Below are 13532 nucleotides of genomic sequence, written 5' to 3'. Positions count from 1 at the left end.
TCTGGCTGCCCACGCTGACCTTGGTGCCGGCCGTTACGGACGCACTGGCCCCCGTGTACCGCACCTCAACGGACGATGCGCTGACGTTGGCCAGCCCGTCGATGGAAGCGTTCAGCGTGCCGTTTCCAAGCTCGAAAACGGCATCGCCCGCGGTGCCCACACGCAGCCCGAAGCTGGCATTGTTCAAGCTGACGCTGGCACTGCTTCCAGCGCTCAACACCGCGCTGACGCTCGTGCCCACGGCGACAAGCTGCTGGCTGGCACCCTGCCCTTGCACGCTGAAGCCCAGGCTGCCGCTGAGCTGTACGAAGCCCGTGACGTCGACCGTCAGGTCGCCGCGCAGCTCCAGCAGTTTGCCCTTGCTGCCATCGAGGTTCACGGCCAGGTTGCCGGCACCAGTGCTGACGCTCAGCGCCGTCTTGCCGCTGGCGTAGTCGACCACTGCGTCGCTGGCTTGGCTTGCCGTGTTCAGGCTCAGTGCCAGGTTGCTGCCTGATGCCTTGAAGCCTGAAAGCCCCTTGAAATCGACCCCAGTGGATTTTGCCTGCAGCGTGGACCAGCGTCGCGAGGTGTCTTCACGGGCGCTCATCAGCACCAGGCCGAACTGCACGCCAGCCAGTTGCAGGCCCACTCCGCCGGCCAGGCCAGCGCTGGCCGACAGGCCCTGACCTCCCAGCGTCAACAGGTCCATCAACAAGCCGTCACTGGCTTCGTTGGCTGCCGTACCCAGCGTATCGGCGGCCAGTTTGGCCGTCATGGTGCTGCGGTGGAACGCGAAGTCACCGCCCACGCGGAAGAAGTCGCCGGCCACCAGGCTCGCACCGGTCAGCGCCACCTCCTGCAGCCCCGCCCCCAGGGTGCCGAAGGTATGGGTAGCACCGGCGACGCTGAGTTGACGACCGCTGGCACTGCCACTGGTCGAGTTCCAGCGCACCGCGGCGGCGCCGGCCGAGAGTTGCACGTCGCTGCCCAATGAGGCGTCGAAGGTGCCGGCGGCTTCCAGCAGCGCGCCGCCGCCAGACTGGATGACAAGCGCAACTTCCGTGTTCTTGACACCGGCCTGTGCGCCGCCCGCCGCCATGGACACGCTGGCTCCCGAGGCAAGCGCCTGCATGTCGCCGCCGGTGCTCTGCTGGAAGGCAAAGTCGCCCGCGAGCGTGAAGGTGCCACCCAGCGTGGCGTGAAGTCCCGTAACGCGCAGCACCGGCAGCGCCTGCGCGGCCATGGCTCCGATGCTGTAGGAGAAATTGCCGAATTGCAGCGTGCGCGCGGCTTGCGCCGCGCCACTGGTGTTGACGCTCAGCGACGCGCTGCTGGCTCCAACGCTGGCGAAGCTGCCGCCGCTGATCGTCACCGTCGAGGCATCGGCCTGCAGCGTGTAGCCCGACTTGTCCGCCAAAATGACCAGGCCGAAGCTGCCGTTGCTCAGGCTCAGCGTCACGCCGGCGGCGGACATGCTGGCCGTGACACCACTTCCTGCCATCAGCAGTCCGGCGTCCGACGTGGACATGCCCACGTTGCCCGCGACGCTCAGGCCACCGGCAAGCGACAGGGTGAGGTTGCCCGACAGCGTCGTGCGCTCCGCCAAGACACTGCTGTCGAAGGTGTATGACGTTGTGCCTGCAAGCACTGTCGGCTTGATGGCCGACAGGTCGAGCATCGCGTCGTTGCCCGTGCCCAGCCCCGACGCGAAGTCCAGGGACAGCGATGCTGCGCTCAAGCCCACGCCGCTGCCGCCCTGCAGGGTCAGGCCGCCGGCCGTGCCCTTGGCCCAGATCCAGCCCGCATCGCTGCTTGGGCTGTCCAACCACAGCATGGCCACGTTGGCATCCGAGAACGCCACCCCGGGTGCGCCACTGCCAGCCGTGCCCAGGCCGAAGTAGCCGCTTGCATGGTCCAGCCCCAGCTTCCATGCGGCGTACGACGTGCCGCCAACGGTGAGCTGTGCCTGGCGGGCCAGCGACAGCGTTCCGGAGAAGCTCAGCCCGCTGCCCAGATCGAGCGACCCAGTGATCTCCGCGCTGGCATGCCCGGCGAAGTAGCCGGCATTGAGCGCCATGCCAACGACGTCGTCATCGTTCAAGCCGCCGACGAGGCTCGAGCCTGCGGCGAGCCCGCCGCTGCCGCTGAGCTTGTCCACCAAAAATGCAGTGGTGGCGTCCAGCGAATGGGCGACCAGCTGCAGCGCATTGGACGTTTGCTTGACCTCGTAGTACAGGCCATGCTGTGCATCGACCAGGCCCGATGCGTCGGAGAAGCCGCCACTGGCGGTTCCGAAGGTCAAGAAGGTGAAGACCTGGCCGTCCTGCGGCACGAAGCCACCCCACAGCGCCACCTGCAGGCTGCCGTCGAGTTGGGCGGTACCGCTGACGTTGACCTGGTCGTAATGACCCGTGCCGGTGCCCGCGGTCGCACCACCGAGCTCGATGACGGTGGTGGCTGCGTTGCCCAGCGTCAAGGACGAGACGTTGTCGACACCTGGCGAATAGCCGGGGGCGAGTTGGCCGCTGACTTCCACGGGCAATGCCAGCGTGCCGCTGCCGCCCAGGGTGGCGCCCGGCTGGACCACCAGCGCGCGTGCGTCGCTCAGGCCGACGTCCTGCGCAAGCTGTGCGGCGTCGTAGTGGCCGCTGCCGAGCACGTAGTCGGTGGCCTGAGACGTCTTGCCCGGGGCCAAGGCCTGGGCTTGTGCGCCGGTATGCAGTTGAACCGGCTCATTGGGCATGCGCAGCACCGACGCCGGGTCCAGCGCCGTGCTTTGCGGCACCGACAGGCGCAGCGCATCGCCATCGGCGCTGCTGTCCGGAGTCAGGCTCAGCGCATCGGCGCCCAACACGCCGTCCATGAAGCGCGCGTAGGGCTGGTCGGCCACGGCCATCGCCGAGTCCATGAACGCGGCACGCGTTTGGGCCAGCGCCTGGCTGAAGGCCTGGGCATCGACTGCGAAGTCGGTCGAGGCCGGATCGGCCGCATCCCACTGGGTCTGCGGCGAATCGTCCGCGTGGAACGATACGGCCCCATCCTGCAGCTTGGGCTGCTGCGGAATAACCGGCGCGTATTGAAGCTCCTGGCCGTCATGCCCGGCCAACATCTGCACGGTGGCCGCGGCGGGGTCCGCCGACAGCAACAGCCGCTGCTCCAGCGACTCGACCTGGAAGGCACCTCGCATCAACTTCTGCAACAACTTGGAGACGCGAGGGCGGGACGGTCGGAGCTTGGAGCGCAGCATGTGCTTGGGCAGGGAGTCGTTCTAGTTGGCGAGGACCATCAGGCGGCCCACCCCAGAAACAGGCAAGCGAGCTGCGTCGAAGACGGCAGCTCGCTCATGGAGTGAGTCGCGTTGAAGCCTTGTCGTCCGAGACGGACGCGAAGAATCAGGACTGGTTGGCAGCCGGGGTCAGGCGCTCGTCCTTGAGCATCATCAGCCGCTCGATCTGGCCCAGCGACACCAGATGGGCGTACACGGCCGGCAGGTAACGCTTTTCGCGCATTTCGAGGAAGCGCTCGTTGGACAGGTTGTTCAGTCGCTCTTCGTTGACGACGTAGCAGCCGGTGATGTTCTTGGCCTGATCGGCCTGTTGCACGCGCATGTTCAGCGGCGTGAACAGGTTGTGCTCCGCGAAGTACTTGCAGAACTCGCGCGTGAAGGCTTCCATCTGCTGCAATTCGCCCAGGTAGCGCTTGACGTTCTCGATGGCCTCTGACGGCTCGCCCTTCTCGTCAAACAGCGCCACGCCTTCGGCGTCGCTGATCAGGTCACTGGCTTCGTCGATGCAGACGGTGAACTGGCCTTCCTGGTCGGTACTGGCCAGCGCGAAGGGATAGCGGCGGATGATGGCCGGCACGTACGACGCCTCCCACTTGCCCGTGGTGCTCACGAACAGGTTCTCGCCAGCATCCAGCCCCATCAGCACGACCGGCCGGAATTCGTCCTTTTCCTTGTCTTCCAGGAAGACGACAGGATAGATGGCCGAAGCGCGCGCGAATTCATGCACCATCACCGAGGCAATATGGAATTGCGAAGCAAAACCAAAACCCTCAATTTGCTTGATCTTCTTGGTGGCGTGGCGGGCTTTGTTGACGGGGACCAACTGCTCAAACATGAAAAATCCTTTGACTGAGAAGACACGCCTCGTGTCGTCTGCGATTGCGAGCTTGAAATTGTCTACGCGGAGATTGACCTTGAACGGAAACCGCCCAATGGTTTAAGCGCACTTTTTAACAGTGCACGACTCCATCTGTGAACGCATAGTTATATTTCATCACGTTTCAACGTCTTGTTACACTTCAGTGACGCAGTCTTATAGCCAACCTTCAAAGGGCTATCAACATCAACGGCCATTTGAAATGCGGGCATACCCTTATGTCCTGGCAGGCATCAATGCCGAAGAGAACACCTCGTCAGCCAGGCATTGATTTTCCAGGAAGTTTTTCTCATTTTCCTCGGCACGGAGCGCGACCACCACACGAGAAGATTTTTTCCATAACCAAGACAAAACAAACCATGACTTATTCACGCAACCGAAGAAGACAGTTTGTCTTACCGGTCCGGCACGCTCGGTTCTGAAGATTTTTAAATTTCGCCACACTTCATTTTTATTGATTTGCTGTTTGAATTGAATGTTTAACGGTGCTGGAAACGCCTGAGTACTGGAGCTTCCAGATTTTGCGTGACGGGCAGAGACCGTCCTCAGCCGCGACCGCGGAAGTCGGACGTCTCGTCGAATCCTTGCCCCGCTACCGTTGGCGGAGGAGCTCGCCCAGCACGGCGATGCCAGGGTCGATCGCAGGCAGCGGAATGGCTGACCAGCCGATGCGCACGAAGTGCCGCGGAGCGGGTTCGGTCATGAAGAACACCTCGCCCGGCTCGATCAGCACGCCCCGCTCGCGCGCGCGCGCCGCCAGCTCGCTGCCGTCCATGCCCTCGGGCAGCTGCACCCAGCAGGAGCTGCCGCCGGACACCGGCACCACCCGGCATGCCGGCGCATGCCGGGCCAGCGCCGTCAGCACCGCGGCAGCGCGATCGCGCCAGGCGGCGGCCTGGCGGCGCAACAGGGAGTCCTGGTGCCCCAGTGACAGGAACAGCGCGAACGCCCGCTGCACCAGCGCCGAAGGGTGGCGCAGCTCCAGGCGGCGCAGCGCGCGCAGCTCGGCCACCAGCTCGGCCGGGCCCACCACGTAGCCCATGCGCAGCCCAGGCGCCAGGCTCTTGGACAGGCTGCCGATGTAGATCACGCGGTCCTCGCGATCCAGGCTCTTGAGCGCCGGGAAGGGGTCGCCGTCGAAGCGGTTCTCGCTCTCGTAGTCGTCCTCGATGATCACGAAGTCCTGCTCCTGCGCCATGCGCAGCAGCGCCTGGCGCCGCTCCAGCGGCATGGTGACGGTGGTCGGGCACTGGTGGCTTGGGGTGGCATAGATGTAGTCGCAACCAGCCAGCGCCTCGCCCACAGGCAGCCCCGCCTCGTCCACCGGCACCGCACGCAGCATCGAGGTGCGGCTGGCGAAGATGTTGCGGGCATCCGGATACCCGGGCTCCTCCATCGCCACGCGGGTGCCTTCGCGCATGAGCAGGTCCGCCAGCAGATACAGCGCATGCTGCGCGCCCACCGTCACCACCACCTCCTCTGGCGACGCCCACACGCCGCGGCGCGGCAGCACGCGCGAGCAGATCTGCTGCACCAGCCGCGGGTCGTCGCGCATGATCTGGTCCGGCCCCCAGTCCCGAATGTCCACCACGCTGAGCGTCTTGATCACGCACTCCCGCCAGTCGGCGGTGGGAAACAGCGCGGCATCGAACTGCCCATAGAGGAACGGATAGGGATAACGCTGCCAGTCCGCCGGCTTGACGATGCTGCGCAGCGCCGAAGGATGCTGCTTGAAGCGCGCCGGCCAGTCGGGGCGGCGCGATGGCGGCAGCGCCGCCGAGGGCGGCGCCATGGCGGGCGCAGCGCGCACCCGCCCGGCCGTGATGTCGGGGCTGACGAAGTAGCCGCTGCGCTCGCGCGGCTGCACATAGCCCTCGTCGGCCAGCTGCTGGTAGGCCAGCACCACCGTGTTGCGCGCCACGCCCAGCGCCTGCGCCAGCTCGCGGCTCGAAGGCAGCGGCGTGTGCGGCGGCAGCAGGCCGTCCAGGATGGCCTCCACCACCATGGCGCGCACCTGCGCCTGCAGGCCCTGGTGCTGCCGCGCGCCGTGCTGCAGCAGTTGCTTCCACAGGGCGGCGTCCAAGCGCTGTGCCATGACTACTCCGTTCTGGACTCAACGATGGGCCCGATCTGGCCCTAATGCCGCGCACCGGCCTTGGCCACACTGCGCAGCCAGCAAGTGTCGCCCATCGCAAGGAAGCCCATGAAACCGCTCCACCGCATCATCGACCAGGCGCGCAGCGCACCCCGGCACATCGTGCTGTGCGAGGGGGAGGATCCGCGCGTCTTGAACGCCGCCGCGCGGGCCCGCCGTGAAGGCATCGCGCAGATCACGCTGGTGGGCGAGGCGCGGCGCATCATCGCGGCGGCCCGCGCCTGCCGTGCCGACCTCGACGGCCTAGACCTCGTCGATCCGGCCGCACCGGCCTACCTGCAGCCGCTGGCCGACGCACTGCACCGGCTGCGCCAGGCCAAGGGCATGACGGCGCCGCAGGCGCTGCAGGAGGCGCGCAAGCCGCTGGTGGCGGCCAACCTCATGGTGCGGCTGGGCCAGGCCGATGGCTCGGTCGCGGGCGCCGTGCACACCACGGCCGACGTGGTGCGCAGCGCGATCCAGATCATCGGCACCCATCCGGACACGAGCCTGGTTTCGAGCTTCTTCCTGATGATGCTGTGCCAGCCCTTCCACAGCCTCAAGGGCGGGCTCATCTTTTCGGACTGCGCATTGGTCGTGGAGCCCGATGCGGCGCAGCTCGCGCAGATCGCCGCCGCGGCCGCCGACAGCGCGCGCGCCCTGCTGATGGCCGAGCCGCGCGTGGCGATGCTGTCGTTCTCCACCGACGGCAGCGCGCGCCATCCGGCCGTGGACAAGATCACGGCAGCCACCGCCCAGTTGCGCCGGCTGCGCCCCGACATCGTCGCCGACGGCGACGTGCAGCTCGACGCGGCCATCGTGGCCGAGATCGCGCAGCGCAAGCTGCCGCAGTCGCAGGTGCAGGGCCGCGCCAACGTGCTGGTGTTTCCCAACCTGGAGGCCGGCAACATCGGCTACAAGCTGGCCGAACGCCTGGCCGGCGCGGTGGCCATCGGCCCGCTGCTGCAGGGCCTGGCACGGCCGGCCAACGACCTCTCCCGCGGCTGCAGCGCCGACGACGTCTTCCACGTCATCGCCGTCACGGTGGTGCAGGCGCAGGCCGCGGCGGCCCGGCGCGCGGCGGAAGGCGCCACGGCGGACTGCTGTCCATGACGCTGCCGAACGGGACGCTCACGCTGCTGCTGCTGGTGGGGCTGGGCAGCTGGTTCCAGACGCTCACGGGCTTTGGGCTGGGCCTGATCGTCGTGGGTATGGCCAGCGGCCTGGGCCTGCCGCTGGCGGGCGTGGCGACCTTCGTGAACCTGGTGTCGCTGCCGCAGAACGCGCTGGCGCTGCGCGGCCGGCGCGCGCCCATCGACTGGCGCCTGACCGGCGCGGCGGTGGCGGGCCTGCTGCCCGCCGTCACGCTCGGCGTGCTGCTGCTGGAGCGGCTCGATGCCGCCGCCACCCTGACGCTGCAGGCACTGCTGGGCGCCCTCGTGCTGCAGGCGGCGCTGGGCCTGCTGCGCCAGCCTCGCCCGCTGGCGCAGCGCTCGCCCACGCGCAGCTTCGTGCTCAGCGGCCTGGCGGGCGGGCTCATGGGCGGGCTGTTCGGCATGGCCGGTCCGCCCCTGATCCTGCACTTCTACCGCCAGCCGCTGGAGGTGGCCCGCATCCGCAGCGCGCTGCTGGCCGTGTTCATGGCCATGTCGCTGTGGCGCACGCTCACCAGCGCAGTGCAAGGCGGCATCGACTCGGCGGTGATGCTGCAGACCCTGGCCGCGTTGCCCGTGGCCGCGCTGGCCACGCACGCCGCCCGCCGCTTCCCGCCGCGCTTGTCGCCCGCCGCACTGCGGCGCGTGGCTTATGCGGTGCTGCTGGCGCTGGGCACCGGGCTGCTGCTCGACGCGCTGGTTCGCCTGGCCCGCGCCGCGTGAAGCCGTCGCCGCGGCGCAGCCCGCGGCCCCCGCCGCGCCCGGGCTGCCCGGCGCCGCGCTGGCGACGCGGGCAACCCGGGCCTCAAGGCGCCTGCTCGTTGCCGTAGGTCTTGACGAGGTAGTCCACGATGGCCGGCATGTCGGCCTCGTCCACGGGCGCCTTGAACACGGCCTTCATGCGCTTGACCATGGCTTCCCAGTACGGTCGCGCGGCCGTGGGCGGCTGGTAGGCCATGTACTCGGCCGAATGGCAGGCCACGCAGTTGGCCTGTGCCTTGGCATAGCCCGGCAGCGTGCTGGGCTTGAGCTGCAGCCCGTCGGCCGGCAGCTCGATGCGCTTGGCGTCGGCCCGCGCCGGACCGGCCACGCCGAGCATCACGGCCGCCACCGCGGCGGCCAGCATCTTCCTGTGTTCCATGGCGGCTCCCCTCAGGCGGCGGTCACGCTGACCGACTCGACCACGTTGCGCATGTAACCGGCCGGCTGCCACAGCGCCTGCATCGGCTGGCTCTGGCCTGAGCGGTTCCACGCGCGCACGCGCAGGTCGTGCCGACCCCGGGCCGGCGTGAACGCGAAGCTGAACTCGCGAAACGAATAGCGCCCCAGGTCCTCGCCCAGCCGCGCGCCGCGCCAGCTCTGCCCGCCATCGGTGGAATACGCCACCTCGCGCACGCCCTGCCCGCCGTCGAAGGCGATGCCGCGCACCACGGTCTCGCGCCCGGCCGCCACCCGCGCGCCGTCGGACAGCGAGGTGATGAAGGAGCGCACGTTGAAGCGCCCTATGGGGCGCGTGGCCGCCGGCGCCGTGCCCGGTTCCACGCAGGCGCAGTCGTTGTCGGGCACGCGGTAGGCCGGCTTCATCCAGAAGCCGTCGTACTCCCGGTCGATGACGTCGATCTGCGACAGGTGCTTGACCCAGTAGGTGCCGTAGTGGCCCGGCACCACCAGCCGCACCGGAAAGCCGTTGAGCATCGGCAGCTCGGCCCCGTTCATGCGGTAGGCCAGCATGACCTCGCCGTCCAGCGCGTGGTGCACGTCCAGCGCCTTGACGAAGTCGCCGCCGCCGAAGAGCGCCGTGTCCAGCCCGTCAAAGGTGACCTGGCGCGCCGTGTCCTTGAGCTCGGCACGCGACAGCACCTCCCTGAGCGGCACCCCCAGCCAGCGCGCGTTGCCCATGGCGCCGTGGCCCAGTTGGCCGCCCGTCACGCGCGGCTCGAACAGCCCGCGGCTGTTGCCCGAGCACTGGTTGACCGCGACGATCTCGATGGGTTTGAACTGCGTGCGCAGCCCGGCCATGCTCAGCTCGAAAGGCTTGCCCACCGCGTTGCCGCCGATGCGGATGACGTGCTGGTCGCCATCGATGGCCGTCGGGATGCCGGCGTGGTGGTAGCGCACGAAGAAGGCGTCGTTGGGGGTGATGAGCCCCTCGTTGAAGACCTCGAAGGGCGTCTCCAGCTGCGGCGGGCGCGAGGTCAGCACGATCAGCGGCCGCTTCTCCGGGTAGGCCACCAGGCGCCGGGCGCCGTTGGCAAAGGGGTGCTCGAAGCCCGCGCCCTGCGCCAGCGCCGCGCGGCCCAGGCCGGCGCCGGCGAGCAGCCCGGCGCCGCCGGTGAGGAGCCTGCGGCGCAGGCGGTTGATGGCGTCGTGATCACTCATGCATGTCTCCTCCGACAAGGCAGGAATGGCACCGGGAACGCTTCCCGGGGCCGTGAGCCGGCGCCCCGCGCCGGCGGTGAAGCGCCGTGCGCCGGGCTTACGCCGCGGCCACGCGCGCGATGGTGCCGACCAGGCGGTGCAGGAGCTCGCGCTCCAGCCCTTGGCTCAGGTCTGCAGGCACGCTGTGCCGGTACCAGGCGCCCAGGTCCAGGCCGACGCCCACGCCGATGAGGGTGATGCCGGCACGCTGCTGCTGCGCCACGACCTGCTGCAGGTGGTGGTCCAGGTAGCGCGCGTCGTTGGCCTGCTCCGTCGCGCTGTCCAGCGGGCAGCCGTCGGAGACCACGACGAGGATGCGCCGCGCCTCAGGCCGCGCGCGCAGCCGATGCGCGGCCCAGGCGACGGCCTCGCCGTCCACGCCCTCGCGGAACAGGTCGCCCTTGAGCAGCGCGGCCACGTCCAGGCGGCTGCGGCGCCAGGAGCGCGCGGCGTCCTTGAACACGAGGTGGCAACGCTCGTTGAGCCGGCCCGGGTGCGCCGGGCGCCCGGCCGCCAGCCACGCGGCGCGGGCACGGCCGCCGTTCCAGGCGCCGGTCGTGTAGCCCAGCAGCTCGGTCGCGGCGCCGGCGCGCTCCAGCACGCGCAGCAGCGCGTCGGCCAGCAGCGCCAGCGGCTCGATGTGCCGGCGCATCGAGCCGGAGCAGTCGATCAGCAGCGACACCACCGCATCCGGCCGCGGCCGCGGCGCTTCGAGCCGGAACACGCGCCGCTGCGCCGGGTTGCTGACCAGTTGGGCCAGGCGGCGCGCGTCCACGCGGCCGGCCTCCAGCCCGAAATCCCAGTCGCTGCCCGCGGGCCGCGCCAGGGCGCGCTGCAGCTGCAGCGCCAGCCGGCCCTGGTTGACGTTCAGCCGGGCGACGCGCTCATCCAAGCGCTGGCGGTATTCGCGCAGCAGCGCCGCGCGCACCAGCGTGGCGGCAGGCACTTCGCGGTCGTAGGCCGTGGTGAAGACGCGGTAGCCCGCGCTGCCGCTGTCCAGCAGCCGGCTGCGGCCGGCCGCGGGCGCCGGCAGCGCCAGGTTGCCGTCGCCCTGCGGCAGCAGCCACGACAGGGCAGCGTGCGCACGCGCCTGCGCTTGGGCCGCGCCGGATGCGGGCTGCTGCTGCGCCTGCGCGTCGCGCAGCCGCTGGCCGGTCCAGTGCGCCAGCGCCAGGGCCGCTTCGGCAAAGGCCGCCTGGTCATCCAGGCAACGCTGCATGCGGGAGAGCCAGCCGCCTATGGCCCGCGCGATGCCGGCACGCGTGGCTTCGATCAGGCCCTCGCTTTCTTGCGGCAAGGGCTGGCCGTTGAAGCGCGACCAGCCCAGTTGCGCCAGCGTGTAGAACAGCAGCCCGGCAGCGCTTTCCGCCAGCCCCTGCGCCAGCGCCGCGCGCGACCAGGCCGCGAAGCGCGCCTGCACGTTGGCCGCCAGCCCCGGCAGCGACGCGGGCAGGCGGCTTTCGCAGCGCAGCTGCTCCAGCAGGTCGAACACCAGGCGCTCCACGGCGCCGGAGGGCGCGGCCTGTTCGTGCTGCGCCAGGTCCGAGTGGCGCAGGCGCAGCGCGGTGGCGTCGCAGTGGCCGCGGCGTGCCGGCAGGCCGTCCTCGGCTTGCAGGCGCAGGTGCGGCGCATCCAGCCGAAGCTCCCGGTCGCCTTCGAGCAGCCGCGCGGCGCGCCACTCCACGCGGCGCCCGGACAGCGCGCGCAGCGCGGCGCCGCACAGCGCCTGCTCGCGTTGGCGGCGCGGCTCCATCACGCCAGCAGCGCGGACTCGCGCAACTCCAGGTCGAAGCAGCGCTGGAAATACTCGGCCACCAGCGCCCGCTCGGCCTCGTCGCACTTGTTGAGGAAGCTCAGGCGGAAGGCCAGCGCCGGGTCGCGGAAGATCTGCAGGTTCTCGGCCCAGCTGATGACGGTGCGCGGCGACATCAGCGTGGAGAGGTCGCCCGCGGCGAAGCCCTGCCGCGTCAGGCCCGCCACGGCCACCATGCGCTCCACCAGGCCGCGGCCCGCCGCGTCGTCGAGCGCAGGCACGCAGGCGCGGACGATGGCCGCTTCGCGCGCCGGCGCGAGGTAGTCCAGCTTGGCGACGATGTTCCAGCGGTCCAGCTGGGCGTGGTTGAGCTGCTGCGTGCCGTGGTAGAGGCCGTCGAGGTTGCCCAGGCCGACGGTGTTGGCCGTGGCGAAGAGGCGGAAGGCCGGATGCGGACGCAGCACGCGGTTCTGGTCCAGCAGCGTGAAGGCGCCTTCGCGCTCCAGCAGGCGCTGGATCACGAACATCACGTCGGCCCGGCCGGCGTCGTACTCGTCGAACACCAGCGCCATCGGCCGCTGCAGCGCCCAGGGCACGATGCCCTCCTGGAATTCCGTCACCTGGCGCCCTTCGCGCAGCACGATGGCGTCGCGGCCGACCAGGTCGAGCCGGCCGACGTGGCCGTCCAGGTTCACGCGCACGCAGGGCCAGTTCAGCCGCGCGGCCACCTGCTCCACGTGGCTGCTCTTGCCCGTGCCGTGCAGCCCCTGCACCAGCACGCGGCGGTTGTGCACGAAGCCGGCCAGCAGCGCCAGCGTCACGTCGGGGTCGAAGCAATAGGCCGGGTCGATCGCAGGCACGTGCTCGTCGCGGTGGCTGAAGGCCGGGACTTGAAGCGGCACGTCCAGGCCGAACAGCTCGCGTGCGGACAACAGAAGGTCGGGTTGCATGGCGGCTCCTGGGGAGTTGGCAAGGCGGGCGCGGGGCGCTTAGGCGCTCTCGCGCGCCTCGCCCGGCTGCGGCGACTCGACGGCCGCCAGCGCGGCCGCGGCGCGCTGCAGCGCCGGCAGGTACTGCAAGGCCTTGGCGCCGTCCATGCGCATGGACGGCGCCTGGATGGCCACGCCCATGTTGGAGCGCCCGCTCGTGCCCACCAGCACCGCGATGCAGCGCAGCCCGGGCAGGAACTCCTCCTCGTCCAGTGCGTAGCCCTGGGCCTTGACGCGCTCCAGCTCGGCTTCGAGCCGGTCGAAGTCGGTGAGCGTGTGCGGCGTGTAGGACTCCAGCGGCACGTTGGCCAGCAGGCGGCGGCGCTGCGCGGTGCCCATTTGTGCCAGGAAGAGCTTGCCGCTGGCCGAGCAGTGCACGGGCACGCGCGAGCCCGGGTGCAGGTAGAAGCGCAGCGGCGCGGGCGTTTCCACGCGGTCCAGGTACAGCACCTCGCTGCCCGACAGCGCCGTGATGTTGCAGCTCTCGCCGACCTCGGCCACCAGTTGGCGCAGCACCGCGTGCCGCGCGCCGTGGCGCGTGTCGTTGAGCAGCAGTTGCTCGGCCAGGCGGCGCAGCCGCACGCCGGTGCTGTAGTGCCGCCCGTCGCCCTCGCGCTGCAGCATCCCGGCGGACTCCAGTTGCTGAAGCATGCGGTGCAGCGTCGGCTTGGGAACGCCCGTTTCCTCCACCAGCGTCTGCAGCGAGAACACCTCGCTGCGCGCAGCAATGACTTCCAGCAAAGCCAGCAGCCGCATGGTGGGCGTGTCCCCGTCGATGCGGGCGATGTCGTCAGGCACTGAGTTCATGGCATCTCCTGAAGTTGGAACTAATCGTACCGGAAAACGAGATTTCGCATTGCATTTTCCGAAATCGGCCACTACATTTGCTTCAACGTCTCGAAAAACAGAACGCCTTGTTCCGGAAAGAGACGCACATCA

At 69.5% G+C, this 13532-nt stretch carries 10 protein-coding genes; 2 read left to right on the top strand and 8 right to left on the bottom strand.

Annotated elements, in window-relative coordinates:
* The 3 genes from ALA01S_RS20825 to pdxR form a co-directional block, all read right to left on the bottom strand.
* Positions 1-3169: LEPR-XLL domain-containing protein (locus ALA01S_RS20825; protein WP_169805972.1), on the bottom strand; the 3169-nt coding region annotated here is incomplete at its 3' end.
* A 205-nt stretch (positions 3170-3374) separates the two neighbouring features.
* Positions 3375-4103 carry a SapC family protein gene (locus ALA01S_RS20820; protein ID WP_066340481.1) on the bottom strand — a complete coding sequence of 243 codons (729 nt, stop codon included), beginning with the start codon at positions 4101-4103 and terminating at the stop codon, positions 3375-3377.
* A gap of 634 nt (positions 4104-4737) precedes the next feature.
* Positions 4738-6240, bottom strand: a complete 1503-nt coding sequence (gene pdxR / locus ALA01S_RS20815) for a MocR-like pyridoxine biosynthesis transcription factor PdxR (protein WP_066340472.1) — start codon at positions 6238-6240, stop codon at positions 4738-4740.
* 108 nt (positions 6241-6348) lie between these two features.
* Here pdxR and pta point away from each other — a divergent pair, with 108 nt between their 5' ends.
* Positions 6349-7392: a phosphate acetyltransferase gene (gene pta, locus ALA01S_RS20810; protein WP_066340470.1), complete on the top strand. Its 1044-nt coding sequence runs from the start codon at positions 6349-6351 to the stop codon at positions 7390-7392.
* Positions 7389-8156, top strand: coding sequence for a TSUP family transporter (locus ALA01S_RS20805; protein ID WP_066340459.1), 768 nt, complete (start codon positions 7389-7391; stop codon positions 8154-8156). Before pta ends, ALA01S_RS20805 begins: the two co-directional genes overlap by 4 nt.
* 82 nt (positions 8157-8238) lie before the next feature.
* Here ALA01S_RS20805 and sorB read toward each other — a convergent pair whose 3' ends face one another.
* The 5 genes from sorB to ALA01S_RS20780 form a co-directional block, all read right to left on the bottom strand.
* Complete coding sequence (sorB, locus tag ALA01S_RS20800) at positions 8239-8574, bottom strand: SorB family sulfite dehydrogenase c-type cytochrome subunit (RefSeq protein ID WP_084267777.1); 336 nt, start codon at positions 8572-8574, stop codon at positions 8239-8241.
* Positions 8575-8585: 11 nt separating this feature from the next.
* Positions 8586-9812: a SorA family sulfite dehydrogenase catalytic subunit gene (sorA, locus tag ALA01S_RS20795; protein WP_066340453.1), complete on the bottom strand. Its 1227-nt coding sequence runs from the start codon at positions 9810-9812 to the stop codon at positions 8586-8588.
* 97 nt (positions 9813-9909) lie between these two features.
* Entirely contained in the window at positions 9910-11604 is a 1695-nt protein-coding gene (locus ALA01S_RS20790) for a cobaltochelatase CobT-related protein (protein ID WP_066340451.1), read from the bottom strand.
* Positions 11604-12554, bottom strand: coding sequence for an AAA family ATPase (locus ALA01S_RS20785; protein WP_066340449.1), 951 nt, complete (start codon positions 12552-12554; stop codon positions 11604-11606). The genes ALA01S_RS20790 and ALA01S_RS20785 overlap by 1 nt, the downstream gene beginning before the upstream one ends.
* A 39-nt stretch (positions 12555-12593) precedes the next feature.
* Positions 12594-13400 (bottom strand): IclR family transcriptional regulator, encoded by an 807-nt coding sequence (locus ALA01S_RS20780; RefSeq protein WP_066340446.1) that lies wholly within the window; start codon positions 13398-13400, stop codon positions 12594-12596.
* Between the last annotated feature and the right edge of the window lie 132 nt (positions 13401-13532).

It is taken from the genome of Azohydromonas lata NBRC 102462 (assembly GCF_001571085.1).
In the GTDB taxonomy this organism is placed as follows: Bacteria; Pseudomonadota; Gammaproteobacteria; order Burkholderiales; family Burkholderiaceae_C; genus Azohydromonas; species Azohydromonas lata.
This window is presented reverse-complemented; position numbering and strand designations above follow the sequence as displayed.

Coding starts and splice junctions, on each gene's coding strand:
- pdxR (WP_066340472.1), bottom strand. CDS start 6,240: ATGGCACAGCGCTTGGACGCCGCCCTGTGGAAGCAACTGCTGCAGCAC.
- ALA01S_RS20790 (WP_066340451.1), bottom strand. CDS start 11,604: ATGGAGCCGCGCCGCCAACGCGAGCAGGCGCTGTGCGGCGCCGCGCTG.
- ALA01S_RS20785 (WP_066340449.1), bottom strand. CDS start 12,554: ATGCAACCCGACCTTCTGTTGTCCGCACGCGAGCTGTTCGGCCTGGAC.
- ALA01S_RS20805 (WP_066340459.1), top strand. CDS start 7,389: ATGACGCTGCCGAACGGGACGCTCACGCTGCTGCTGCTGGTGGGGCTG.
- sorB (WP_084267777.1), bottom strand. CDS start 8,574: ATGGAACACAGGAAGATGCTGGCCGCCGCGGTGGCGGCCGTGATGCTC.
- ALA01S_RS20780 (WP_066340446.1), bottom strand. CDS start 13,400: ATGAACTCAGTGCCTGACGACATCGCCCGCATCGACGGGGACACGCCC.
- sorA (WP_066340453.1), bottom strand. CDS start 9,812: ATGAGTGATCACGACGCCATCAACCGCCTGCGCCGCAGGCTCCTCACC.
- pta (WP_066340470.1), top strand. CDS start 6,349: ATGAAACCGCTCCACCGCATCATCGACCAGGCGCGCAGCGCACCCCGG.
- ALA01S_RS20820 (WP_066340481.1), bottom strand. CDS start 4,103: ATGTTTGAGCAGTTGGTCCCCGTCAACAAAGCCCGCCACGCCACCAAG.